This is a genomic window from Micromonospora kangleipakensis (assembly GCF_004217615.1).
Lineage (GTDB): Bacteria > Actinomycetota > Actinomycetes > Mycobacteriales > Micromonosporaceae > Micromonospora > Micromonospora kangleipakensis.
This window is the reverse complement of the sequence record NZ_SHLD01000001.1, coordinates 171,718-195,295: the sequence shown is the minus strand read 5'-3', so window position 1 is coordinate 195,295 and position 23,578 is coordinate 171,718. Positions and strand designations below refer to the sequence as shown.

Here is a 23,578-nt window from a genome sequence, read left to right as displayed (position 1 = left end):
TGGGTCCGATGAGCCGTAGGAGCGACGTCGCCGCCCTCATCGAGTCCGTCTGCGCCGAGCGTGAGCTGGACTGGGAGTCGACCGGCGAGGGGTCGTACGCGGTGACCCTGCCGGGCACGCACAAGCTCAAGACGATCTGCAACCTGATCGTCGGCGAGCACGCGTTGCGGGTCGAGGCGTTCGTGATGCGCCAGCCGGACGAGCGCCGCGAGGAGCTGTGGGCCTGGCTGCTGCAGCGCAACGCCCGGATGTACGGGGTCTCCTTCTCCATCGACACGGTCGGCGACGTCTACCTCACGGGCCGGGTCAACCTGGCCGGCATCGACGAGGACGAGCTGGATCGGCTGCTGGGCGCCGTGCTGACCTACGCCGACGAGTCGTTCGACAGCATGCTGGAGATCGGCTTCGGCACGGCGATCCGCCGCGAGTGGGAGTGGCGGGTCAAGCGGGGCGAGTCCACCGCCAATCTGGCCGCCTTCGCCCACCTTTTTGAACCCTCCGCCGGTGCTCGGGCGTCCGCCGACAGCGCCACCTCGGTCACCGGAGGTTCGGACCCGTCCTGACGGGTATGCCGCACTGCGCGGTGCGGCACTGGGACCCACCGCGGGCCGAGGACGGAACTGTCGAGGAGCGTGTGTCCCATGGCTCAGCGAAGCAGCTCAGGTCGCGGCACGACTGCGACGAGGACCAAGCGGCAACCCGGCAACCAGACGCCGGGGACGCCAAACATCTCCGAGTCTGAGATCTCCCGGATGAAGGTCGACGACATTCGCGGCCAACTCCGCCGGCGCGGGGTCGCCGGGATCTCCGCCCTGCGCAAGCCGGAACTGGTGAAGACGCTGGCGAAGACCCTTCGGGCGGAGAGCCGAGGTGGTGGCGCCGCGCGCAAGCCGACCGGACCGGCGGGCCGCGCCGCCCCCACGAAGAAGGCGGCCGCGGCGAAGAAGGTCTCGGCGGCCCGGGCGAAGGCGGCACCCGCCGCGAAGGCCACCGGCGCGAGGGCGAAGGCCGCCCCGGCCCGGAAGAAGGCGGCCCCGGCGCAGAAGGCGCAGCCGTCCCGGGCGCGCGCGAAGGCGGCGGGTGGTGCGAGGGCGGCGCCACCATCGCGGGCCGGGGTTACGGCGGCGGCGAAGGCGACCCCGGTCCGGACCGGTCGATCCTCGGCCCGTTCGGTGCGGTCGTCCCAACAGGTCACCTCGCTGGAGGATCGTCCGGAGCGTCCCGGTCGGAGCCTGGTGACCGCCAACCACGAGGTGATCCGGCGCTGGGCGCGGGCCCGGAACGCCAAGCCGGCCACCATCGCCGGCACCGAACGGGAGGGCCGGCCGGGGGTGCTGACGTTCAACATTCCGGGCTACCGGGAGAGCAGCCGGATCCGGGAGATCACCTGGGACGACTGGTTCCGGACATTCGACCTCCGCGGGCTGAATCTCATCTACCAGGAGCAGCTGCGGGACGGCCGGCAGAGCAACTTCTTCCGTACGGAGAACCCGGATCGGGAGGACGCCTGAGGTTTACGGGAATGGCCGGCGGGAACCCGCTGTTGTCACATCCAAGGCCCGGAGCACGGACAGCCGGATTGCCGCCACGAGTGTTGTGACGGGCGAGACAGTGATCTGAGTTGAATCCGGAATCCGGGCGAACTAACTTTATTGCACCGCGCCACGCTTGGAATCGTTCGGGGGAGCGGCGGATCGATCAGATCCGCGCAAGCGAGGCGCGAGGGAACAGGTGGATCACGCCGTTGGGGGACGGTGCCGCCTGTGGAACCGGCGGCGTGAGCGGGCGACGCTTACGGGGGTGAGTGTCGCCCGCCGCCGCCGGGCGTACGGTGCGGGCGTCCATCACGACGGGGGTCGTGGTGGGCGCCCAGCGCCGTTTCTGGACCCGGCTCAGCGGCTGGCGGCCACGGCCTCCACCCTTCGTTCCCGGTCGCGCAGGGCGGCCACCCGGCGTTCCCGGGGCGGACCGGCGAGCAGATGGCCGACCGCCGCCACCAGGCCCAGCCCGCCGACGATGAGCCAGTGCCGGTCGCCCAGGTGCTGCAGGCTCAGCCCGCCCAGCGCGGGCGCCACGAACGCCGCCGCCGGGAAGGTCAGGTAGAAGACCGACTGGTACCGGGCGCGCAGCTCCGGCGGCGCCAGGTCGGCGTTGATCTGCGCGTTCGGCGGCGCGGCGAGCATCGAGCCGATCGTCCAGACCACCGCCGCGCCGAGGTAGAACGGCAGATGGTCGGCGACGGCCAGGGCGCCGAAGCCGAGCGCCATCAGCCCGGTGGAGACGGACAGCACGGTCGCCTTCCGGTACGGCTCGATCAGCCGGGGCACGAAGAGCTGCCCGAGCACGATCAGCGCGCCGCCGAGCGCCACCACCACGCCGTACGCCGACGGGCCCAGGCCGTCCGCGCGCATCGCCAGCGGCATGATCGTCGAGGTCTGCATGGTGAGTACGGCCAGCACGAAGGTCAGCCCGACGAAGGCCAGGAAGGTCCGGTCGGTCAGCGCGCTGACCAGCCCCGGCCGCCGCACGCCCGGGGCTGCCGCGCGTGCCGGGCCCTCGCGCAGGGGGCCGCGACCGCGGGCCCGGGCGAGCGTCTCGGGAACCTTCCAGGCGATGATCGCGGCGGCGGCCAGGGTGGCGGCGGCGTCCACCAGGAAGAGGGCGACGAAGCTCGCCTCGGCGAGCACACCGGCCAGCAGCGAGGCGACCGCCATGCCCAGGTTGAACGCCCAGAACTGCAGGTTGAACGCGCGCGAGCGGCGGGCCTCCGGCACCACGTCGACGATCGCCGCCACGAACGCCGGGCTGGGCATCGAGTGCGCCACCCCGACCAGCGCGGCGAGCACCGCGATGACCGCCAGGTGCCGGCTGAACGCCAGCCCCGCCATCAGGCCGGCGGCGCCGAGGTGCGCGGCGAGCAGGGTGGCCCGCCGGCCCCAGCGGTCGGCCAGCACCCCGCCGAGCAGCACGCCGACCGCCCCGCCGGCCCCGTACGCCCCGACCACCGCGCCGGCCAGCGACTCGGAGGCGCCGCGCGCCGCCGTGAGGTAGAGCGAGAGGAAGAGCACCGCGAACGCGCCAGCCCGGTTGATCAGCAAGCCGGACCAGAGGTACCAGAAGGTGGCGGGGAGTCCACCGGCCGTCCCGTCCCACCAGCGCCGCAGCCCCCGCACCCGTCCTCCATGAGGTTTGTCAACCGACCCAGGGGTCGACGCTAGGCAGTGCCCCGGCGGCGCGCCAGCGTGTCCCCGGTCACCGTGCCGCGCAGCGTACTCAGGAGGCGGCGCGGGCCGGCATCGGCTCGGTGGGCGCGGTCGCGGCGGCCTCGGCCGCCGCGGGGGCCGGCGGCTGGACGACGGTGACCGGCCGGACCGGCACCGCGGCCGCCCGGAGCTGGGCGGCCCGCCGCTCCCGGGCCGGACCCGAGACCAGGTGGGCCACCGCCGTCACCGCGCCGATCGCGGCGCAGCCGAGCCAGAGCGCGCCGTTGCCGACGTGCTCCCGGACCAGGCCGCCGAGGATCGGGGCGGCCGCCCCGGCGATCTGCCAGGAGAGCGAGAAGACGCCCTGGTAGCGCCCGCGCAGCGCGGCCGGCGAGAGCTCGGCGATGAGGGTGGAGTTGGACGGCGAGTTGAGCATCTCGCCGAGCGTCCAGATCAGCACCGTGACCCCGTAGAACCAGGCCGTGCCGGCGAACGCGGTCAGGCCGAAGCCGACGCCCATCACCAGCGAGGCGAGCGCGAGCACGTGGGACCGGCTCCGCCCCTTGATCAGCCGGGGTACGAAGAGCTGCCCGACCACGATCAGCACCCCGTTGAGCGCGATCACCGAGCCGTACGTGGCCGGGGTGAGGTCGGAGTCGCCCATCGCGATCGGCAGCATCGAGATGTGCTGGAGGAAGACCAGCGCGGCGAACAGGTTCAGCGTCACGAAGCCCAGGTAGACCCGGTCGGTGAGGATGGTCCGCAGCGCGCCGGGGGGCGCCGTCCCGCCCTTCGCGACGGGGGCGGCCGAGGCGGTGCGGGTCTCCTTCACCCGGGTGAAGATGATCAGCGCGGTGATCAGTGTGGTGGCCGCGTCGACCACGAAGAGCAACAGGTAGCCGGCCTGGGCGGCGAGGCCGGCGAGCACGGCGGCGCAGGCGAACCCGAGGTTGATCGCCCAGTAGTTCAGCGAGAAGGCGCGCAGCCGGTCCTTCTCCGGCACCACGTCGATCATCATGGCGCCGAACGCCGGCCGGGCGGCCTCGGCGAACGTGCCCAGCAGCAGCGCGCCCAGGGCCACCGCCCAGAGCGGCCGGGCCAGACCGAGCGCGAGCATCATGGTGGCCGCGCCCAGGTGCGCGGTGAGCAGGGTGGGTCGCCGTCCCCACCGGTCGGCCAGGGTGCCGCCGACGGTGGTGCCGACCGCGCCGCCGACGCCCCAGAGGCCGAGCACCAGGCCGGCCTGCGACGCCGAGAAGCCGCGCTCCTGGGTGAGGTAGATGGCGAGGAAGACCAGGACGAACGAGCCGAGCCGGCTGATCAGCGTGCCGGTCCACAGGTACCAGAAGGCCCTCGGCAGGCCGCCTGTCGTGTCCCGGAACCAACTCCGTACCGTCCGCAGCACGCCGCCCCCGTTTGGTAATGACCGATGTATCCCAAGCGCCTTACAACCTAGTCCCGCCCCGGAACGCCGGTCACCAGCTTTTCCACGTGGTGGTCGTCACGACCCGTCCCCGCGTGTTCACCGGCGACGTACGGCAGGATGATCGGCATGACTGCGAGCGAGGGGCCCACCGTCGGGACGCTGGTCCTGCTGCGGCACGGCGAGAGCGACTGGAACGCGAAGAACCTCTTCACCGGCTGGGTCGACGTCGACCTGACCGCCAAGGGCGAGGCGGAGGCGCGGCGCGGCGGCGAGCTGATGCGCGAGCACAGCCTGCTGCCGGACGTGGTGCACACCAGCGTGATGCGGCGCGCGACCCGCACCGCCGAGCTGGCGCTCAACGCCGCCGACCGGCACTGGATCGCGGTGCGCCGGTCGTGGCGGCTCAACGAGCGGCACTACGGCGCCCTGCAGGGCAAGAACAAGAAGCAGACCCTGGACGAGTACGGCGAGGAGCAGTTCATGCTCTGGCGCCGGTCGTACGACACGCCGCCGCCGCCGATCGACGACAACGACGAGTGGTCCCAGGTCGGCGACCCCCGCTACGCGCTGCTGCCGACCGAGCTGATGCCGCGCACCGAGTGCCTCAAGGACGTCGTCGAGCGGATGCTGCCCTACTGGTACGACTCGATCGTGCCGGACGTCCTGGCCGGCCGGACGGTGCTGGTCGCCGCGCACGGCAACTCGCTGCGCGCCCTGGTCAAGCACCTCGACCAGATCTCCGACGAGGCGATCGCCAAGCTGAACATCCCGACCGGCATCCCGCTGCGCTACGACCTCGACCCGCTGCTGCGCCCGCAGACGCTGGGTGGGACGTACCTCGACCCGGACGCCGCCAAGGAGGCCGCCGCCGCGGTGGCCAACCAGGGCCGCTGACGTACGCGAAGGAAGGCCCCGGTCCGTCGCGGACCGGGGCCTCCGTCGTCTCCGCTCAGCTGGCCGTGGGGCTGTTCTCCCCGGTGATCAGGTAGACCACGTGCTCGCCGGCGTTCACCGCGTGGTCGGCGAAGCGCTCGTAGAAGCGGCCGAGCAGGGTGGCGTCGATCGCCGTCTCCACCCCGTACGGCCAGTCGTCGCCGAGCAGCACGCCGAAGAGGCTCTTGTGCAGGTCGTCCATGGCGTCGTCGTCGCCGTCCAGTTCGGCGGCGAGGGCGGCGTCGGGCTTGGCCAGCACGGAGCCGATCTTCTCGGCCATCCGGTCGGCGATCGCGGCCATGTCGGTGAAGACCGGCCGCAGCTCGGCCGGCACCGCCGGGGACGGGTGCCGGCGCAGCGCGGTCTTGGCGACGTGGTCGGCCAGATCGCCCATCCGCTCCAGGTCGGCGGCGACGTGCAGGGCGGTGATCATGGCTCGCAGGTCGGAGGCGACTGGCGCCTGCCGGGCGAGCAGGTCGCAGACCCGCTCCTCGACGTGCCGGTACAGGTCGTCGATCTCGGCGTCCCGTGCGATGACGGCCTCCGACGCCTCGCGGTCGGCGGTGAGCAGGCCACGGGTGGCCTGGCGCATCGCCGCGCGCACCCCCTCCGCCATGTCCACCAGCAGTTGGCTGACAATCTGCAGGTCGGCCCGGAATTCGTCGCGCATCGTCACTTCCTGGGTTCGGTGGCCGTGGGTCGGCCCGGGGATCCGGTGCCGGTACGGCTTGAGCAGGTGCGCGACCCACGGTAGGCCGGGGGAGCGGACCCGAGGTGAACGAGGATGAACGACGCGGGGCCTGCGGGTGAACTTTCCCGGAAGTGAGAGTGATTCGTCCCGTTCTGGACGGTCCCCAGGTTAACAATGACCCTACGATCGCCGGGTGGAGTGGGCGGTGGCGGTCGTGGTGGCCCTGGCTCTGGTGACCGGACTGGTCGCCGGGCTGCTGCTGTCCCGACCCGTCCGGAACTGGTGGCACCGCTCACGGCTGTCCGGGGACGAGGGCTTCCGCCCGAGCGCAGGGAGGCCGGCGATGCCCGACGACCAGCGCGGCGGGCTCTCCGGGCTCGGCCGCAAGACGGTCGATTCGCTCCGGGCCGGCGTCGTGGTGCTGGACCCGGACGACGTACCGGTGCTGGTGAACCCGGCGGCGCGGGCGCTGGGCCTGCTCCGTACCGGCCCCACGCCCGGCTCCATCGCCGCGCACCCGTTGATCCGTACCCTCGCCGGGCAGGTCCGCCGCACCGGCGTCCGGCGGGAGATCGAGCTGGACCTGCCGCGCGGCCGGGACACCGCGGGGGACAACCCGCTCGGCGTGCACCTGCGCGCGATGGGGCTCGGCGCCGGGTACATCTCGGTGGAGGCGGCCGACGTCACCGAGTCGCACCGGCTGGCCCGGGTCCGGCGGGACTTCGTGGCCAACGTCAGCCACGAGCTGAAGACCCCGATCGGCGCGCTGCAACTGCTCGCCGAGGCGTTGATCGACGCTACCGAGCCGGCCGGCGACGGTGCGCCCGACCTCTACGCGGACCTGGTCGCCGCCCGGCGGTTCGCCGAGCGGATCCAGCACGAGTCGACCCGGCTCGGCCGGCTGGTGCAGGAGCTGCTGGAGCTGACCCGGCTCCAGGGCGCCGAGCCGCAGCCCCCGCCGGAGCCGGTCTCGGTGGACTGGGTGATCGCCGAGGTGATCGACCGGACCCGCACCGCGGCCACCGCCCGCCGGGTGGACGTGGTGGTCGACGGCGCGCGCGGCCTGACCGTTTACGGCAGCGACACCCAGATCGCCACTGCGGTGGCCAACCTGGTCGAGAACGCCATCAACTACTCGGGCGAGGACACCACGGTGCGGGTGACCGCCCGCACCACCGACGAGTACGTCGAGATCGCCGTCGCCGACCAGGGCATCGGCATCGCCCCGAACGAGGTCGACCGGATCTTCGAGCGGTTCTACCGGGCGGACCAGGCTCGGTCGCGCTCCACCGGTGGCACCGGCCTCGGCCTGGCCATCGTCAAACACATCGCCAGCAACCATGGCGGTCGGGTGGAGGTGTCGAGCACTCTTGGTGGGGGGTCGACGTTCACCCTCCGGCTGCCCGTCAGCCCCCCGGACGACCTGGAGGCGACACTCTCCTCCGCTGGGATCGAGGCCGGCCCGGCCGGGCTCCGGCAGGTCTGACCACAGGAAAGGAAACACCCGTTGAGCCGCGTACTGGTGGTCGAGGACGAGGAATCGTTCTCCGACGCCCTGTCCTACATGCTCCGCAAGGAGGGCTTCGAGGTCTCCGTCGCCGCGACGGGTCCCGCCGCCCTCACCGAGTTCGACCGGACCGGCGCTGACATCGTGCTGCTCGACCTGATGTTGCCGGAGATGTCGGGCACCGAGGTCTGCCGGCAGCTCCGGCAACGCTCGCACGTGCCGATCATCATGGTCACCGCCCGGGACAGCGAGATCGACAAGGTGGTGGGCCTGGAGATCGGGGCCGACGACTACGTGACCAAGCCTTACTCGCCGCGCGAGCTGGTGGCCCGCATCCGGGCGGTGCTGCGCCGGCAGAGCGCGGAGGTGGCCGACTCGGGCGCCCCGACGCTCGCCGCGGGCCCGGTCCGGATGGACATCGAGCGGCACGTGGTGACCGTCGAGGGAGCCGGCGTCCAGCTGCCGCTGAAGGAGTTCGAGCTGCTGGAGCTGCTGCTGCGCAACGCCGGCCGGGTGCTGACCCGGGGGCAGTTGATCGACCGGGTCTGGGGCGCCGACTACGTGGGCGACACGAAGACCCTGGACGTGCACGTCAAGCGGCTGCGCTCCAAGGTCGAGCCGGAGCCGTCCGCGCCGCGCTACATCGTCACCGTCCGGGGCCTGGGCTACAAGTTCGAGCCGTGACCGGCCGCGGCGGGGCCAGGTAGGTGCGATCGCCGCTGCCCGCCGTCGGGTGCCCGCCGTCCGGCGTCGCGACCCGCGGCAGGGGCGGCGGTCCGGCGCGGGAGAGTAAATGCCGGAGAGGCGATATACCTGAGCGGCATATTTATGCCTCTCAGGTATATCGCTTGTCGGGTGTTGTTGCCCTCCCAGGGTCGGGGTAGGCGGGGCCGGCTTGCCGCTTGTCGCGTTTCGGGAGGTCGCCGCCGGGCGGGACCGGCGTCAGCGGACGATCTTGACGTTGAAGATGCCGGTGCCGAGCTTGCCGTAGAGGCGCAGCCAGATCGGCAGCAGCATCTCGGTGCCCCGGGCCGTGGTGATGTCGCCCAGGTCGATCACGTCGGTGTGGCCGAAGCTGGTGAGCAGCTCGATGACGACCCGCTTCGCCTCCGCGTCGTCGCCGGAGACGAAGACGCTGTGGTCGCCGTCGGCGAGCTGCCGGGGGTGGATCATCAGGTCGGCGGTTAGCGTGTTGAGCGCCTTCACCACCCGGGTACGCGGGAAGGCCCGTTGGATCCGCTCGCCCAGCGAGTCGTCGTTGGCCACCGACAGGGTGGGCGGGAAGCCCTTGCTGAAGTCCAGCGGGTTGGCGATGTCGAGCAGGACCTTTCCGGCCAGCCGGTCCTCGCCCGCGGCGGTCAGGGCGGGCAGCGAACCGTCGCCGCTGGTCGCGTTGACCACCAGCTCCGCGTCGGCGGTCGCCTCGGCGTAGCCGGCCAGGCCGACCTCCGGGCGGGCGGTCGCCCACCCCGCCCAGTCGCCGGCCCGGGTCGTCGCGACGTCACGGGTGCCGACCGTGACCTGGTGGCCCAGCTCGGCCGTCCGGCCGGCGATCGCCCGGCCGACCATGCCGGTGCCCAGTACTGCGATGCGCATGTGTGTCCGTCCTCCGGTGATCGCGCGGCGCCGATGCCCGCGCTCGTTGGCACCGACCCTAACAGACAGGTCTGTCTACTGCGTCGCCGCAACCCTCCGTGACGGCTATCACCGTGCCCGGGGGCTTCCAGACGGACGGGTCTGTAGACTCCACCGGGCACCCGCAGGAAAGGAACGCCGATGCCCACGCCGCGTACCCCCGCCGGCTCCGCCCGGGAGCGCATCCTGGACACCGCGTTCCGGCTCTTCTACGCGCACGGGCCGCGCGGGGTGGGGGTGGACACGGTGATCGCCGAGTCGGGCGTCGCCAAGGCCACCCTCTACAAGCACTTTCCGAGGAAGGACGACCTCGTCCTGGCGTATCTGGACAAGGTCGACCAGGTCTGGTTCGGGGCGCTGCGGGCCGCCGCCCGGGAGGCCGGCGACGACCCGCGCGAGCAACTCGTCGGGATGTTCGACGCGCTCGTCGGCGCCTGCCGCCGGGACGGCTACCACGGCTGCGCATTCATCAACACCGCCGCCGAGTCGCCCGCCGGCAGCCCGGTGCACGCCCGTACCGTCGAGCACAAGAACGTCGTCCGGGCCTGGGTGACCGACCTCGCCCGGCGGGCCGGGGCGGAGCAGCCGGAACTGCTCGCCCGGCAGCTCACCCTGCTGCTCGACGGCGGGCTGGCCGGCGGGGTGCTCGACGGGGACCCGGCCATCGCCGAGGCGGCCAAGCGCAGCGCCCGCGCCCTCGTCGACGCCGCCCTGGGTCAGCCCACCCAGCAGTAGCGGCGCTCCGGCCGGCCGGCCGCGCCGTAGCGCAGGCTCACCGCGGCCCGACCGGTACCGGAGAAGTGCTCCAGGTAGCGGCGGGCGCTGACCCGGGAGATGCCCACCCGGTTGGCGCACTCGGCGGCCGAGAGGGTGCCGGTGTGTTCGCGGAGCGCGCGTTCGACCAGCTCGGCGGTCTCCGTGCTGAGCCCGCGGGGCAGCGCCGGGGTGGCCACCGAGCCGCTCCGGGAGAGCACCCGGTCGACGTCGGCCTGGTCGCTGACCACCGTGGCGCGCGGCGCGTTGCGCCGGGCCGCGTACTGCTCCAGCCGGGTCCGCAGCTCGTCGAAGCCGAACGGCTTGAGCAGGTAGTTGACCGCGCCGTAGCGGACCGCCCGGCGGACCGCCTCCGCCTCCCGGGCGGCGCTGATCACCAGGACGTCGCAGTCGTGCCGGGCGGCCCGCAGCCGGGTCACCACGTCCAGGCCGAACATGTCCGGCAGGTAGAGGTCGAGCAGGACCAGGTCGGGGCGGAGTTCGTCGACCGCGGCGACAGCCTGCTCGCCGGTGCTCGCGGTGCCGACGACCCGGAAGCCGTCGATCCGCTCGACGAAGCCGCAGTGGATCCGGGCCACCATGAAGTCGTCGTCGACGACCAGCACGTCGATCATCGCGCCTCCTCCATCGCGCGGGACACCGACATCCGGGCGGTGAACATCGCCCCCTCCTCGGTGTTCGTCACCGCGATCTCGCCGCCGCGACGGTTGCAGACCAGTCGGGTGAGCGCCAATCCGATGCCCCGCTCGCCGCCCTCGGCCGCCTTGGTGGTGAAGCCGTGCGTGAAGACCTCCTGAGCCAGCTCCGGCGCCACCCCGGGACCGGAGTCCCGGACGACGATCTCCACCGACGAGGCGTCCTGCCGCAGCTCGACCTCGACCCAGGCGGGCCGCTCCGGCGGGTCGCCCACGCCCGTCTCCCGGCCACCGGCGACCGCCTCGACCGCGTTGTCGACCAGGTTGCCGAGGACCGTCGCCACGTCGGCGGAAACCTCCGGCGCCAGCCGGTCGAGCCCGGTCCGCTCGGAGATCCGCAGCTCCACCCGACGCTCCGCGGCCACCGCCGACTTCGCCATCAGCAGCGCCGCCACCGCCGTGTCGTGGACCCGGCTGGTGACCGTCAGGTCCAGCGAGGCCCGGTGCCGGCTGAGCGCGTCGACGTACCGGACCACCTCGTCGTGCTCGCCGATCTGGATCAGCCCGGAGATGGTGTGCAGCTGGTTGGCGAACTCGTGGGTCTGCGCCCGGAGCAGTTCGGTCGTGCTCCGGAACGAGCCGATCTCGCGCTCCAGCCGGGCCAGCTCGGTGCGGTCCCGCAGCGTGGTCACCGAGCCGAGCCGGCGGCCGTCCTTGCGGACCGTCATCCGGTTCATCACCAGCACCCGGCCGCCCCGGACCACGACCTGGTCGCGCGCCTCCGGACCGCCGCCAGCGCCGGCCAGCACGTCCCGCAGCCGGCCGGAGATCCGCAGCTCGGCGAGGCTGCGGCCGAGACAGTGCTCGGGCAGGTCGAGCAGCCGCCGGCCGACCGCGTTGACCAGGGTGACCCGGTGCTGCGGGTCCAGCGCGATCACCCCCTCGGCGATGCCGTGCAGCAGCGCCTCCCGGTGCTCGGCCAGCCCGGCGATCTCCCGCGGCTCCAGACCCAGGGTCTGCCGCTTGATCCGGCGGGCCAGCAGCCACGACCCGACCACCCCGAGCGCGCAGGCGATGCCCAGGTAGGTGAAGAGGTACGACGACGCCCCCACCAGCCGCTCCGACCAGGTCGGCGACTTCACGCCGACCACCACCACGCCGAGGTACCGGCCGAGGTTCGCCTTCCTGGCGCCGAGCACCGGCACCTGGGCGACCAGCTCCCGCGAGCCGTCGACCGCCAGCTCGCCGAACCAGCTCCGGCCCTGCGCCACCCGGGGGTCGCCGAGCACCACCGGGCTGCCGACCAGCGTCGGGTTCGTCGAGGCGACCACCCGGCCCCGATCGTCCGCCACGGTCACCGAGGTCACCTGGTACTGGGTCGGTGTGTTCTGCACCAGCGGGGCGATCGCTTCGGCGGGTGCCGGCTGGTTGAGCTGGTCGCGCAGCAGCGGGCTGCCGGCGAGCTGCTCGCCGAGGTCGGCGACCCGGCGCCCCTCGACCCGGTTGAAGGTGGCCGCCGACTGGGCCAGCGACACGGCGGCCACGGCCACCAGCACCACGACGATGATCGCGAGCTGGAGGACCAGCAGCTGCCCGGCCAGGGTTCGGCGGCGGGACGTGATCGCGACCACAAAGACCTCAACTTCCGCTGGTGACACAACGCAGACTCGGGGACCGCCCGGAGGCCATCATCTTGCCGCTGGACTCATTCGAAACGGAAGAGAAACAAGATGGCAACTAGGAGAAACGTACTGGTCATGGGCGTCGCCGCGGCCACGGCGCTCGCCCTGGGTGCCTGTGGCGCCACCGCCGACAAGGGCGAGGGCGGCTCCGGTGGCGACGGCAAGCCGGTCACCGGACTGCGGATCATGGTGCCGAACACCCCCGGCGGTGGATACGACACCACCGCCCGGACCGCCGCCAAGGTGATGGAGGACGCCAAGATCGCCACCGGCGTGCAGGTCTTCAACCTGCCCGGCGCCGGCGGCACGGTCGGCCTTCAGCGGACCGTGAACGAGAAGGGCAACGGCAAGCTCGCCATGCAGATGGGGCTGGGCGTGGTCGGTGCCTCGTACACCTCCAAGTCCGCGGCGACGCTGACCCAGACCACCCCGCTGGCCAAGATGATCGAGGAGGCCGGCGCCATCGTGGTGCCGAAGGACTCGCCGTACAAGACGATCGGTGACCTGGTCGCGGCCTGGAAGGCCAACCCGAAGGGCCTCGCGGTCGGCGGCGGCTCCTCGCCCGGCGGCCCGGACCACCTGCTGCCGATGCAGCTCGCGAAGACCGTCGGCATCGACCCCCGCCAGGTCAACTTCGTCTCCTACGACGGCGGCGGCGAGCTGCTGCCGGCCGTGCTCGGCGGCAAGGTGGCCTTCGGGGCCAGCGGCTTCGGTGAGTTCCTCGACCAGGTGGAGGCCGGCCAGATCCGGGTTCTCGCGGTGACCAGCGAGGCGCCGATCGAGGCGCTCAAGGAGGTGCCGACCCTCAAGTCCGCCGGCATCGACCTGGTCTTCACCAACTGGCGGGGCATCGTGGCGCCGCCCGGCATCAGCGAGGCCGACAAGAAGGTCTGGATCGACGTGCTGACGAAGATGCACGAGTCGGCCGAGTGGAAGGCCGAGCTGACCAAGCGCGGCTGGACCGACGCGTTCGTCACCGGCGACGAGTTCGCCACCTTCCTCACCGAGCAGGACAAGTCGGTGGCCGACCTGCTCAAGCAGCTCGGGCTGGCATGACCGGCAGGACGACCCGACCGGACCGGGGCGGCGACCCGCCGTCCCGGCCCCCGGCCGTGCAGAGCTCCGTACCGCCGGTCCCCGACCAGGCGGGCGCGGAGACCGCCGTACCGCCGATCCCGGCGCAGGCGGGCGCGGAGCGTACGCCGGATCAGCCGGAGGTGGCGCGGCCCGCGACGGCCGACGTCCCGCCGACGGTCGCGGACGCGGCGGTGGAGGACGGCCCGGCGCCGAGGCCCGACCGGGCCCAGTACGGCGTCTGCGCGTTCCTCGCCCTGGTCGGCGGCCTGGTCATCGTCGACGCGCTGCGCATCGGGCACGCGGTGAGCAGCGCCGACCCGATCGGCCCGAAGCCGGTGCCGATCCTGCTCGGCGTGCTGCTGCTGATCGTCGCCGCGGTCTACGCGGTGGACGTGGCCCGCGGCGGCGCCGGCGAGCCGGAGGCCGGCGAGGACGTCGACCTGAGCAGCCCGATCGACTGGCGGACCGTGCTGCTGCTGATCGGCGCGTTCCTGGTCAACGCCGTCCTGATCGACCGGCTCGGCTGGGTGATCAGCGGGACGTTGCTCTTCTGGGGTTCGGCGTTCGCGCTGGGCAACCGGCACTACGTGCGCAACCTGCTGATCGCCGTCGCGCTGTCGTTGATCACCTTCTACACCTTCGCCATCGGGCTCGGCGTCAACCTGCCCGCCGGCGTGCTGCAAGGGATCCTGTGATGGACAACCTGGGCAATCTGCTCGACGGGTTCGCCAACGTGGTGACCCCGATGAACCTGCTGATCGCGCTGCTCGGCGTCACCATCGGCACCGCCGTCGGGGTGCTGCCGGGCATCGGCCCGGCGATGACGGTGGCACTGCTGCTGCCGGTCACCTACGGGATGGAGCCCACCCAGGCGTTCATCATGTTCGCCGGCATCTTCTACGGCGGCATGTACGGCGGCTCCACCACCTCGATCCTGTTGAACACCCCCGGCGAGTCCTCGTCGGTGGTGACCGCGATCGAGGGCAACAAGATGGCCAAGGCCGGCCGGGCCGCGCAGGCACTGGCCACCGCAGCGATCGGCTCGTTCGTCGCCGGCACCATCGCCACCCTGCTGCTGGTGGTGGTCACCCCGCCGGTGGTGCAGTTCGCGATCAGCCTCGGCGCGCCGGACTACTTCGCGCTGATGCTGCTCTCCTTCGTGGCGGTCACCGCGGTGCTCGGCGCGTCCCGGGTCCGCGGCTTCGCCTCGCTCCTGCTCGGCCTGGTCATCGGCCTGGTCGGCATCGACAAGGTGACCGGCCAGCAGCGGCTCACCCTGGGCGTCCCGCAGCTTGCCGACGGCATCGACGTGGTCGTGGTGGCGGTCGGCATCTTCGCCGTGGGCGAGGCGCTCTGGATCGCCGCGCACCTGCGGCGGCGGGCCGCCGAGGTGATCCCGGTCGGTCGACCGTGGATGGGGAAGCAGGACTGGAAGCGGTCCTGGAAGCCCTGGCTGCGCGGCACCGCGTACGGCTTCCCGTTCGGCGCGCTGCCGGCGGGCGGGGCGGAGATCCCGACCTTCCTGTCGTACGCGACGGAGAAGAAGCTGACGAAGCACCCGGAGGAGTTCGGCCGGGGCGCGATCGAGGGGGTCGCCGGGCCGGAGGCGGCCAACAACGCCTCGGCCGCCGGCACGCTGGTGCCGATGCTGGCGATCGGCCTGCCCACCAACGCCACCGCCGCGGTGATGCTGGCCGCCTTCGAGCAGTACGGCATCCAGCCCGGCCCGCTGCTCTTCGAGCGGGAGTCCGGCCTGGTCTGGACGTTGATCGCCAGCCTCTTCATCGGCAACCTGCTGCTGCTGGTGCTCAACCTGCCGCTCGCCCCCGCGTGGGCGCGGCTGCTGCGGGTGCCGCGCCCGTACCTCTACGCCGGCATCCTGTTCTTCGCCTCGATGGGGGCGTACGCGGTCAACGCCCAGCCGTTCGACCTCTTCCTGCTCCTGGCGCTCGGCCTGCTCGGGTTCGGCATGCGGCGGTTCGGGCTGCCGATCCTGCCGCTGATCGTCGGGGTGATCCTCGCCCCGCGCGCCGAACTCCAGGGCCGGCGGGCGCTGCAGCTCTCCGGCGGCGAGCTGCACGGGCTGATCGGCGGCTGGATGTCCTGGCTGATCTACGCCGCGATCCTGGTGGTGCTGCTCTGGCCGCTGATCGGCCGGTTCGTGGTCCGTCCACTGCGAGGAAGGTTGGTGACCGGATGACCGTGCTGGTGGGGTACGTGCCCTCGCCGCTGGGCGAGGCGGCCCTGGCGGCCGCCGTCGAGCAGGCCCGGTTCCGCGACGAGCCGGTGCTGGTGGTGAACACCTCGCGCGGCGACGCGTACGTCGACCCGCGGTTCGCCCAGGAGCCCGACCTGGACCGGGTGGTCCGGGAGCTGACCGCCGCCGGGGTGCCGCACACGGTCCGGCAGCTCGTCCGGGGCCGGGACGCGGCCGAGGAGATCGCCGAGATCGCCGAGGCGGAGGACGTGTCGCTGGTGGTGATCGGCATCCGGCACCGCACTCCGGTGGGCAAGCTGATCATGGGCTCGACGGCGCAGGAGGTCCTGCTCCGGGTGCCCTGCCCGGTCCTCGCGGTGAAGGCCGACTGAGTGCCGCCCGGGGGCCCGGCAGCCCCCGGGCGCGCCCAGGCGGGCCTGCTGCGGTGGTGGCGCAGCGGGCCCTGGTCGCCAACCGCACCCCGGCGGATCGGTACGACGCGGCCTTCGGCTACTACACCTTCGCCGCCTCGCTCGGTCAGGCGCTCGGCCCCGGCCTGATCGTGGTTGGGGTTGCGCGCGGTGGCGTCGATGGCCTCGCGGCTGCTGCTCGGTCGGCTGGTCGCCACCGTGGGTCGGCGCGCGCTGCTGATCGGCACCGTCGCCGTCTCCGCCGCCGGTCTCGGGCTGCTGCTGCCGCCCATGCCGTTCTGGGCGATGGCCGTCGTCGTCACGGTCGCCGGGCTGGGGTTGGGTGCGGGCCAGCCGCTGACGATGTCCTTCCTGGCCGAGGTCGCCCCGGCCGGGCTGCGCGGCCGGGCGATGTCCCTGCGGCTGACCGGCAACCGGCTCGGGCAGGTCCTCATCCCCAGCGCCGCCGGCGTGCTGGCGGCCGGCGCCGGGGCGGCCGGGGTGCTCGCCTGCACCGCGGCGGGGCTGGCCGGCGCGGCCGTCGCCGCCACCGGCCTGCACCGCCCACCCGTTCCCGAAACCGAGTGAGAGAGAGCAGAACCATGCAGATCCCGGAACCGGCCGCGACCGCCGACCGCTACGACCGCTACGGCGACGTCCTCGGCTCGTGCGACACCCAGCTGCGCCAGTTCGGCGGTCTCCGCGCCTTCGGCGGGCCGGCCGTCACCGTGCGCTGCTTCGAGGACAACGCCCTGGTGAAGTCGGTCGTCGCCGAGCCGGGGGAGGGCCGGGTGCTGGTGGTGGACGGCGGCGGATCGCTGCACACCGCCCTGATGGGCGACCTCATCGCCGGCACGGCGGCGGCGAACGGCTGGGCGGGCGTGGTGATCAACGGCGCCGTCCGCGACGTCGCCGCCCTGCGCACCCTCCCGATCGGCATCAAGGCGCTCGGCACGAACCCCCGCAAGAGCGCCAAGACGGGCGCCGGGGAGCGGGACGTGCCGGTGTCGTTCGGCAATTGCATCTTCGAGCCGGGCGCCGAGGTGCACAGCGACGACGACGGCGTCGTGGTCCTGCCGCCCGGGGAACGGCCGTAGCGTCCGCCGCGCCCGGTCAGCCCTCGCTGGCCGGGTGCGGGGCGACCTGACCCTGCCGCAGCCGGGCCGCGCACAGCTCGGCCAGCTTCGCGTACGCGGGGGCGCCGATCAGCGCGGTCAGCTCCGGGCCGTACGAGACGTACATCGGCTCGGCGCCGACGTGCGCGTCGGTGGAGGAGGTGCACCACCAGTCCAGGTCGTGGCCGCCCGCGCCCCAGCCCCGCCGGTCGAACTCCGACAGCGTCGACACCAGCACCTTGGTGTTGTCCGTCCGCTTGCTCCACTCCTGGTCGCGGCGGATCGGCAGCTGCCAGCAGACGTCCGGCTTGTACTCCAGCGGGTGCACCCCGTCGCGCAGCGCCTGGGCGTGCAGCGCGCAGCCGCCCCCGCCGGGGAAGTCGGCGTCGTTGAGGAAGACGCACGGCGCGTCGACGTCCCGGGTGGCGGTGCGCCGGGCCGGGTTCTTGCCGTCGATGGTGTCGTTCGCGGTCCAGTTCTTGAAGCCGCGGCGGAAGTGCTGCCAGGTCGACGGGGCGAGCCGCTTGACCGCAATGCGGACCCGCTTCTCGTCGTCCGAGTCGGTGAAGAACGCGCCGTGCGAGCAGCAGCCGTCGGCGGCCCGGCCCGCGATGATGCCGTGGCACCCCTTGCCGAAGATGCACGTCCAGCGGGACAGCAGCCAGGTCAGATCGGCCCGGACCAGGTGCTTCTCGTCCGCCGGGTCGACGAACTCGATCCACTCTCGGGGGAAGTCGAGCCCCACTTCCCGGCTGCGCGGGTCGTCGGGGTCGTCCACGAGTACCTGCAGCTCGATCTGGCCTGTCACCCGGACCAGCGTACGCGCGGTGCCTCCAACCGGCTGGCGAGCCGGGAAAACGTCTGAGGCCTAGGGTCATCAGCATGCGACTTGGTGTCCTCGACGTCGGTTCCAACACGGTGCACCTCCTGGTGGTCGACGCCCACCACGGGGCGCACCCCTGGCCGGCGCACTCGGAGAAGGTGGTGCTCCGGCTGGCCGAGCAGATCGGCCCAGACGGCGCGCTCACCGAAGCGGGCGCGGACGGGCTGGTCAAGGCGGTCGGCATGGCCCGGGCGGCGGCGGCCGGGCTGGCGGCCGACGACCTGCTCGCGTTCGCCACCTCCGCCGTCCGGGACGCCACCAACGCCGCCGAGGTGCTGGCCAGGGTCCGGGACGAGACCGGCGTACGGCTGGAGGTGCTCTCCGGCGCGGACGAGGCGCGGATGACCTTCCTCGCGGTCCGGCGGTGGTTCGGCTGGTCGGCGGGCCGGCTGCTGGTCCTCGACATCGGCGGCGGCTCGCTGGAGCTGGCGGCCGGGATCGACGAGGAACCGGACGTCGCGGTCTCGCTGCCGCTCGGCGCCGGGCGGTTGAGCCGGGAGCGCCTGCGGGTCGACGCGTCGGGCACCCTGTCGCCGCCCGCGGAGGCCGTGGAGGAGCTGCGGGAGCACGTCGACGAGCTGCTCGACCCGGTGGTGGAGAAGCTGGTGGCGGTGGGCTGGGAACGCCCGGTCGCCACCTCGAAGACGTTCCGGACGCTGGCCCGGCTGGCCGGCGCCGCGCCCTCCGGCGCCGGGCTCTGGGCCCGGCGCAGCCTGACCCGCACCGGACTGCGGCAGGTGCTGGGCTTCGTCCGGCACATCCCGCCGGCGCAGCTGCCCGGGCTGGAGGGGGTGAGCGCCGGCCGGGCCCACCAGCTGCTGGCCGGCGCGGTGGTCGCCGAGGCGGTGATGCGCCGGCTCGACGTCGACGCGCTCGACCTCTGCCCCTGGGCGCTGCGCGAGGGGGTCATCCTCCGGCGGCTGGATCAGCTCGCGCCGATGTGATCCTGGTCGGTCGTTCTGGGCGCTTTGCGGATGCTCGTCCTGATGCCGGGCGACGGGCCGGGCTACCCTGAGGGGCGTGACTTCCCGCGTCCCGGTGCTCCTCTCCAGTTCCTCGGTCTTCCCTGAGCGGACCGCGGCGGCGTTCCAGCTCGCCGCGGCGGTCGGCTACGACGGCGTCGAGGTGATGGTCTGGACCGACGTCGTCAGCCAGGACCCGGGCGCGCTGCGCGGCCTCGCCGACCACTACGGCGTGCCGGTGCTCTCGGTGCACGCGCCCTGCCTGCTGGTCACCCAGCGGGTGTGGAGCCCCGACCCGTGGGAGCGGCTGCGCAAGGCCGCCGAGCTGGCGGAGACGCTGGAGGCGCCGACCGTCGTGGTGCACCCGCCGTTCACCTGGCAGCGGGACTACGCCAAGAACTTCGCCGACGGGCTCGACAAGATCGCCGGGCAGTTCGGCGGGCTGCGCTTCGCGGTGGAGAACATGTACCCGGTCCGGATGGCCGGCCGGCAGTTCGTCCCGTACGTCCCGGGGTGGGATCCGACCGACACCGGCTACGCCTCGTACACCCTGGACCTGTCGCACTGTGCCGCCTCGCACACGGACGCGCTGGAGATGGCGGACCGGATGGGTGCCGGCCTGGCGCACGTCCACCTCGGCGACGGCACCGGCGAGGGGCGCGACGAGCACCTGGTGCCCGGGCGGGGCAGCCAGCCCTGCGCCGAGCTGCTCCGCTCGCTCGCCGGGCGCGGCTTCACCGGCTCGGTCGCGGTCGAGGTGACCACCCGGGGCGCGAAGAGCCGCGCCGTGCGCGAGGCCGACCTGCGCGAGTCGCTGGAGTTCGCCCGCGCCAACCTCACCGCCCCCTCCCCGGTCGACGCCTGAGCGGGGAGGGCGCCCCCGGTCAGCTGACCGGGGTGAGGGTCTCCGCCTGGGCCGGCACGGTGAGCTGGTCGCCGACGGCCGCCCGCTTGCGGGCCCGGTGGGCCGCCACATGCGAGCGGGTGGCGCAGCGCTCCGAGCAGAACCGCCGGCAGCAGTTCGACGAGGTGTCCAGGTAGACGTTGCCGCAGCGCTCGTCGGCGCAGACACCGAACCGGGCGCTGCCGTACTCGCAGAGCCAGACCGACAGGCCCCACACCGCGCCGGCCAGGTACTCCTGGCTGACCGAGGCGCCCCGGCTGGTGACGTGCATGTGCCAGTCGCTGGAGTCGTGGCCGGAGATGCGCGGCTGCACCGGGAAGGCCTCCAGCAGCGCGTTCAGCTCGGCCACCGCCTGGCCGTCCCGGCCCGAGGTGCCGTACTCGAAGACGTCGCGCAGGCGCTTCTGCGCCCGCCGGAAGATCGCCAGGTCCCGCTCCGCGACCTCGTCGCGCATCCACGCGTTGTCGTCCGGGAAGAGGGCCCGCAGGTCGTCGAGGTCGTCCAGACGGGCGTTGACGAGGTCAACGCCGGTCCGGGCGTACGCGTCGAAGTTCACGACACCAACGGTAGACGACTCACGGGGTACGTGGCGCGTCGATGTAGTGCGGCGGAAATCGCGCATAACCGTCCGTGATGAGGCTCTCGCTCTCGCGTACGCCCGCGCCGGCCGACTCGCCGTCGACGATCCAGCTCCCCAGCACCATCCGGCTGCCGGCGAACTCGGGCAGCGCGCGGAACTGCTGGTAGCAGAACCCCTCCTCGCCGTAGATGCCCGGATTGGTGATCTCGGCGCCGCCGGTGACGATCCGTACCGAGCCGCCCTCCCGGCCGAGCAGCGGCTTCGCCACGTACTCCGACATGCCGCGCGGCGAGTCCAGGTATGCCGGGAGCAGGTACTCGTGGTCCGGGTAGAGCTCCCAGAGCACGGCGAGCAGCGCCTTGTTCGACAGCAGCAGCTTCCAGGCCGGCTCGATCCAGGTGGTCGGGGTGCCCGGGTCCAGCGCCAGCGGCCCGTACGGCTCGGCGAGCATCCACTCCCACGGGTAGAGCTTGAAGCAGGTGGTGACCGGGCGGTCGGCGGCGTCGACGAAGCGCCGGCCGTCCCAGCCGACGTGCTGGATGGGCAGCAGCTCGACGTCCAGGCCGGCCTGGCGGGCGGTCTCCGCGAGGTAGCCGGCGGTGATCTGGTCCTCGCCGGACTCCTCCTCGTTCGACCAGACCACGTGCACCCGCCGGTCGTGCAGGCCGGCGCCGATCTTCGCCCACGCGCCGACCAGCCGCTCGTGCAGGCTGTTCCACTGGTCGGACCCGGGCCGGGTGTGCTCCAGCCAGTGCCACTGGACGATGCTCGCCTCGACCAGCGAGGTTGGGGTGTCGGCGTTGTACTCCAGCAGCTTCGGCGGCCAGGAGCCGTCGTACCAGAGGTCGAAGCGGCCGTAGAGGGTCGGCGGCGCCTCGCGCAGGGAGCGGGCGACCGCCTCGGCGGCCCAGGCCGGGATGCCGAACTCGGCGTACCGGTTGCGGGTCACCACGTGCTCGGCCGCGGCCACCGACATCCGGTGCAGCTCCTCGGTCGCCTCCTCCAGCCGGAGCACCTCGTCCAGCTCGAAGGCGTACGCCGCGGTCTCGTCCCAGTACGACATGATCCCGCCGTCGGGCAGCTCGGTGTCGACGTACACCAGGCCCTGGGAGCGGATGGTGGCGTCCCAGTCGGGGCGGGGGGTGCTGGCCTCGCGGCGCATCTCAGCCGCCGCAGGAGGCGAGGTGGGTGCCGAAGCCGCCGCGCTCGGGCACCGCCGCGGCGACCGGCTCCGGGGCGGTCCGGGCGGCGGCCGGCGCGGGGACCCGGAGCGCCAGCGCGACCGTGTCGCCACCACCGCCGGCCGGGCCCAGCGCGCAGTCGTCATCGTCGTCGTCGGTCAGGTTGCAGCCGGAGAGGGCGAGCGCCAGGGCGGTCAGCGCGCCGAGCTGCACGGTGGCCGACCGGAGCCGGCGTCGGGGGCGTGGTTCCACGTGAACGTTGTAGCCGATCCCCGCCACGTCGTCCGCCCGGCGGGCCCCTCGGAACGATGCGTGACGTACGCCCCCGCCCCCCGGCGCGGGTGGGTCGACGGGCGTTACTCTCGGCTCATGCTCCGTTCCGTCATCCTCGCCGCCTCCCGGTCATCCCAGGTCGAGCGGCTCGTCGCGACGGCCCCGTTCACCCGGGACGTCGTCCGCCGGTTCGTCGCCGGCGCCGGCACCGACGACGCGTTGCGCGCGACCCGCGGACTCGTCGCCGACGGTCTCGCGGTCACCCTCGACAACCTCGGCGAGGACACCGTCACCCCCGAGCAGGCGAACGCCACCCGGGACGAATACCTCAAGCTGCTGCGGCTGCTCTCCGCCGCCGGCCTCACCCCCGCCGCCGAGGTGAGCGTGAAGCTCTCCGCGCTCGGCCAGATGTTCGACGAGCAGCTCGCGTACGACAACGCCCGGGCGATCTGCGCGGCGGCCGACGCCGCCGGCACCACGGTCACCCTGGACATGGAGGACCACACCACCACCGACTCGACCCTGGACGTCCTGGCCAAGCTGCGCAAGGACTACCCGTCGACCGGTGCGGTGCTCCAGGCGTACCTGCGGCGGACCGAGTCGGACTGCCGGGAGCTGTCCGGCGCGGGGTCGCGGGTGCGGCTCTGCAAGGGCGCGTACAAGGAGCCGGAGTCGGTGGCCTACCAGTCCGCCCGGGAGGTGGACAAGTCGTACGTCCGCTGCCTGAACGTGCTGATGGCCGGCGACGGATACCCGATGCTGGCCACCCACGACCCGCGCCTGATCGCCATCGGCGAGGACCGGGCCCGCTGGTTCGACCGCGGCCCAAACCGCTTCGAGTTCCAGATGCTGTACGGCATCCGCCCGGAGGAGCAGGCCCGCCTGGTCGGCGAGGGCTACACCGTCCGCACCTACCTGCCGTACGGCGAGGACTGGTACGGCTACCTGATGCGCCGCCTCGCAGAGCGCCCGGCCAACCTGATGTTCTTCGGCCGGGCCCTGATCTCCAAGAAGTGACTCACCCGTTCGACCAGGCCCGGGTGCTCAGCACCAGGCGGTAGCCGTCCGGGTCGGCGAACGTCACCCCCCAGCGGTCCCAGTACGGGCCGGCGGAGACCCGCGTCCCGCCGGCCCGTTCCAGTCGGTCGGCCAGCTCGTCGTCGACGGGTCCGTCCAGGTAGAGGACGAACAGGTCCTCGGCGGTCGGGCTCGGCTCGACGGCGAGCTGGTCGCCGCCGACCAGTTCCAGGTGCCAGCCCGCGTCCGGCCAGCCCACCATCACCAGGTCGTGCTCGCCCGGCCCGCCGGCCGCGCCCCGGTGGAGCACGCGCAGACCCAGGCCCTCCACCCAGAAGCGTTCGGCCGCGGCCAGGTCGCGGCTGGGGCGGGCGATGCGGACGTGCGGGCTTCCCGAGGTCGTCATGCCTCCGATCATGAAACCTCCAGCGCGGTTCAGGTCAAGATCGTCGGTTCCGGGGAATCCGGTCGGGCGACCTCTCTTGACGACCGA

The 23,578-nt window shown here is 72.9% G+C and carries 26 protein-coding genes; 15 read left to right on the top strand and 11 right to left on the bottom strand.

The annotated features are described in order from the left end of the window. Positions 1-8: 8 nt before the first annotated feature. Together EV384_RS01010 and EV384_RS01005 are read left to right on the top strand one after the other, a co-directional pair. Positions 9-563 carry a type III secretion system chaperone family protein gene (locus EV384_RS01010; protein ID WP_130329217.1) on the top strand — a complete coding sequence of 185 codons (555 nt, stop codon included), beginning with the start codon at positions 9-11 and terminating at the stop codon, positions 561-563. A 78-nt stretch (positions 564-641) separates the two neighbouring features. Then, positions 642-1,511, top strand: a complete 870-nt coding sequence (locus EV384_RS01005; protein ID WP_130329215.1) for a hypothetical protein — start codon at positions 642-644, stop codon at positions 1,509-1,511. A gap of 381 nt (positions 1,512-1,892) precedes the next feature. Here EV384_RS01005 and EV384_RS01000 read toward each other — a convergent pair whose 3' ends face one another. Next, a complete protein-coding gene (locus EV384_RS01000) occupies positions 1,893-3,173 on the bottom strand; it encodes an MFS transporter (protein WP_130329213.1) in 1,281 nt (426 codons plus the stop codon). Positions 3,174-3,273: 100 nt separating this feature from the next. Continuing rightward, on the bottom strand, positions 3,274-4,605 hold the full coding sequence (locus EV384_RS00995) for an MDR family MFS transporter (protein WP_130340129.1): 1,332 nt from the start codon (positions 4,603-4,605) through the stop codon (positions 3,274-3,276). Between the two features lie 150 nt (positions 4,606-4,755). Here EV384_RS00995 and EV384_RS00990 point away from each other — a divergent pair, with 150 nt between their 5' ends. Beyond that, positions 4,756-5,523, top strand: coding sequence for a phosphoglyceromutase (locus EV384_RS00990; protein WP_130329211.1), 768 nt, complete (start codon positions 4,756-4,758; stop codon positions 5,521-5,523). 55 nt (positions 5,524-5,578) lie between these two features. Here the strand turns inward: EV384_RS00990 and phoU are convergent, their stop codons facing one another. Beyond that, positions 5,579-6,232 carry a phosphate signaling complex protein PhoU gene (gene phoU / locus EV384_RS00985; RefSeq protein ID WP_130329209.1) on the bottom strand — a complete coding sequence of 218 codons (654 nt, stop codon included), beginning with the start codon at positions 6,230-6,232 and terminating at the stop codon, positions 5,579-5,581. A gap of 214 nt (positions 6,233-6,446) precedes the next feature. On the opposite strand from phoU, the gene EV384_RS00980 reads away from it, so the two are divergent. Both EV384_RS00980 and EV384_RS00975 read left to right on the top strand, forming a co-directional pair. Further along, entirely contained in the window at positions 6,447-7,739 is a 1,293-nt protein-coding gene (locus EV384_RS00980) for a sensor histidine kinase (RefSeq protein ID WP_207232206.1), read from the top strand. Positions 7,740-7,760: 21 nt separating this feature from the next. Continuing rightward, positions 7,761-8,444, top strand: coding sequence for a response regulator transcription factor (locus EV384_RS00975; protein WP_130329207.1), 684 nt, complete (start codon positions 7,761-7,763; stop codon positions 8,442-8,444). Positions 8,445-8,702: 258 nt separating this feature from the next. On the opposite strand, the gene EV384_RS00970 is transcribed toward EV384_RS00975, so the two are convergent. Further along, positions 8,703-9,356 (bottom strand): NADPH-dependent F420 reductase, encoded by a 654-nt coding sequence (locus tag EV384_RS00970; RefSeq protein ID WP_130329205.1) that lies wholly within the window; start codon positions 9,354-9,356, stop codon positions 8,703-8,705. A gap of 180 nt (positions 9,357-9,536) precedes the next feature. Between EV384_RS00970 and EV384_RS00965 the strand changes: the two genes are divergently transcribed. Next, positions 9,537-10,130 (top strand): TetR/AcrR family transcriptional regulator, encoded by a 594-nt coding sequence (locus tag EV384_RS00965; RefSeq protein WP_130329203.1) that lies wholly within the window; start codon positions 9,537-9,539, stop codon positions 10,128-10,130. Here EV384_RS00965 and EV384_RS36645 read toward each other — a convergent pair. Together EV384_RS36645 and EV384_RS00955 are read right to left on the bottom strand one after the other, a co-directional pair. Beyond that, positions 10,112-10,783: a response regulator gene (locus EV384_RS36645; RefSeq protein ID WP_130329201.1), complete on the bottom strand. Its 672-nt coding sequence runs from the start codon at positions 10,781-10,783 to the stop codon at positions 10,112-10,114. The genes EV384_RS00965 and EV384_RS36645 overlap by 19 nt on opposite strands. Further along, positions 10,780-12,435 carry a sensor histidine kinase gene (locus tag EV384_RS00955; protein WP_130329199.1) on the bottom strand — a complete coding sequence of 552 codons (1,656 nt, stop codon included), beginning with the start codon at positions 12,433-12,435 and terminating at the stop codon, positions 10,780-10,782. Before EV384_RS00955 ends, EV384_RS36645 begins: the two co-directional genes overlap by 4 nt. A 99-nt stretch (positions 12,436-12,534) precedes the next feature. Here EV384_RS00955 and EV384_RS00950 point away from each other — a divergent pair, with 99 nt between their 5' ends. From EV384_RS00950 to rraA, 6 genes are all read left to right on the top strand, one after another. Continuing rightward, complete coding sequence (locus tag EV384_RS00950; RefSeq protein ID WP_130329197.1) at positions 12,535-13,542, top strand: Bug family tripartite tricarboxylate transporter substrate binding protein; 1,008 nt, start codon at positions 12,535-12,537, stop codon at positions 13,540-13,542. Next, positions 13,539-14,258, top strand: a complete 720-nt coding sequence (locus EV384_RS00945) for a tripartite tricarboxylate transporter TctB family protein (protein WP_207232205.1) — start codon at positions 13,539-13,541, stop codon at positions 14,256-14,258. Before EV384_RS00950 ends, EV384_RS00945 begins: the two co-directional genes overlap by 4 nt. Next, positions 14,258-15,763, top strand: a complete 1,506-nt coding sequence (locus EV384_RS00940) for a tripartite tricarboxylate transporter permease (protein WP_130329195.1) — start codon at positions 14,258-14,260, stop codon at positions 15,761-15,763. Before EV384_RS00945 ends, EV384_RS00940 begins: the two co-directional genes overlap by 1 nt. Continuing rightward, positions 15,760-16,152, top strand: a complete 393-nt coding sequence (locus EV384_RS00935; RefSeq protein ID WP_130329193.1) for a universal stress protein — start codon at positions 15,760-15,762, stop codon at positions 16,150-16,152. Before EV384_RS00940 ends, EV384_RS00935 begins: the two co-directional genes overlap by 4 nt. Before the next feature lie 174 nt (positions 16,153-16,326). Beyond that, positions 16,327-16,758: an MFS transporter gene (locus EV384_RS35255; RefSeq protein ID WP_341273615.1), complete on the top strand. Its 432-nt coding sequence runs from the start codon at positions 16,327-16,329 to the stop codon at positions 16,756-16,758. A gap of 14 nt (positions 16,759-16,772) precedes the next feature. Next, positions 16,773-17,267 carry a ribonuclease E activity regulator RraA gene (rraA, locus tag EV384_RS00925; RefSeq protein WP_130329191.1) on the top strand — a complete coding sequence of 165 codons (495 nt, stop codon included), beginning with the start codon at positions 16,773-16,775 and terminating at the stop codon, positions 17,265-17,267. A 16-nt stretch (positions 17,268-17,283) separates the two neighbouring features. Here rraA and EV384_RS00920 read toward each other — a convergent pair whose 3' ends face one another. Then, the gene (locus EV384_RS00920; RefSeq protein WP_130329189.1) at positions 17,284-18,093 is read right to left on the bottom strand and encodes a DUF3109 family protein; all 810 of its coding nucleotides are present in this window, start codon (positions 18,091-18,093) and stop codon (positions 17,284-17,286) included. 74 nt (positions 18,094-18,167) lie between these two features. On the opposite strand from EV384_RS00920, the gene EV384_RS00915 reads away from it, so the two are divergent. After that, positions 18,168-19,112 (top strand): Ppx/GppA phosphatase family protein, encoded by a 945-nt coding sequence (locus tag EV384_RS00915; RefSeq protein ID WP_130329186.1) that lies wholly within the window; start codon positions 18,168-18,170, stop codon positions 19,110-19,112. Positions 19,113-19,188: 76 nt separating this feature from the next. Beyond that, on the top strand, positions 19,189-19,995 hold the full coding sequence (locus EV384_RS00910) for a sugar phosphate isomerase/epimerase family protein (protein ID WP_207232203.1): 807 nt from the start codon (positions 19,189-19,191) through the stop codon (positions 19,993-19,995). A gap of 19 nt (positions 19,996-20,014) precedes the next feature. Here EV384_RS00910 and EV384_RS00905 read toward each other — a convergent pair whose 3' ends face one another. The 3 genes from EV384_RS00905 to EV384_RS00895 are packed head-to-tail and all read right to left on the bottom strand — an operon-like array spanning position 20,015 to position 22,047. After that, positions 20,015-20,590 carry a CGNR zinc finger domain-containing protein gene (locus tag EV384_RS00905; RefSeq protein WP_109803588.1) on the bottom strand — a complete coding sequence of 192 codons (576 nt, stop codon included), beginning with the start codon at positions 20,588-20,590 and terminating at the stop codon, positions 20,015-20,017. Positions 20,591-20,609: 19 nt separating this feature from the next. After that, the gene (locus EV384_RS00900) at positions 20,610-21,776 is read right to left on the bottom strand and encodes a glutathionylspermidine synthase family protein (RefSeq protein WP_130329184.1); all 1,167 of its coding nucleotides are present in this window, start codon (positions 21,774-21,776) and stop codon (positions 20,610-20,612) included. Position 21,777: 1 nt separating this feature from the next. Beyond that, a complete protein-coding gene (locus EV384_RS00895; protein WP_242623894.1) occupies positions 21,778-22,047 on the bottom strand; it encodes a hypothetical protein in 270 nt (89 codons plus the stop codon). A 117-nt stretch (positions 22,048-22,164) separates the two neighbouring features. On the opposite strand from EV384_RS00895, the gene EV384_RS00890 reads away from it, so the two are divergent. Next, positions 22,165-23,085 carry a proline dehydrogenase family protein gene (locus EV384_RS00890; RefSeq protein ID WP_130329182.1) on the top strand — a complete coding sequence of 307 codons (921 nt, stop codon included), beginning with the start codon at positions 22,165-22,167 and terminating at the stop codon, positions 23,083-23,085. Between the two features lies 1 nt (position 23,086). Here EV384_RS00890 and EV384_RS00885 read toward each other — a convergent pair whose 3' ends face one another. Further along, positions 23,087-23,491 (bottom strand): VOC family protein, encoded by a 405-nt coding sequence (locus tag EV384_RS00885; RefSeq protein ID WP_130329179.1) that lies wholly within the window; start codon positions 23,489-23,491, stop codon positions 23,087-23,089. Positions 23,492-23,578 lie beyond the last annotated feature (87 nt).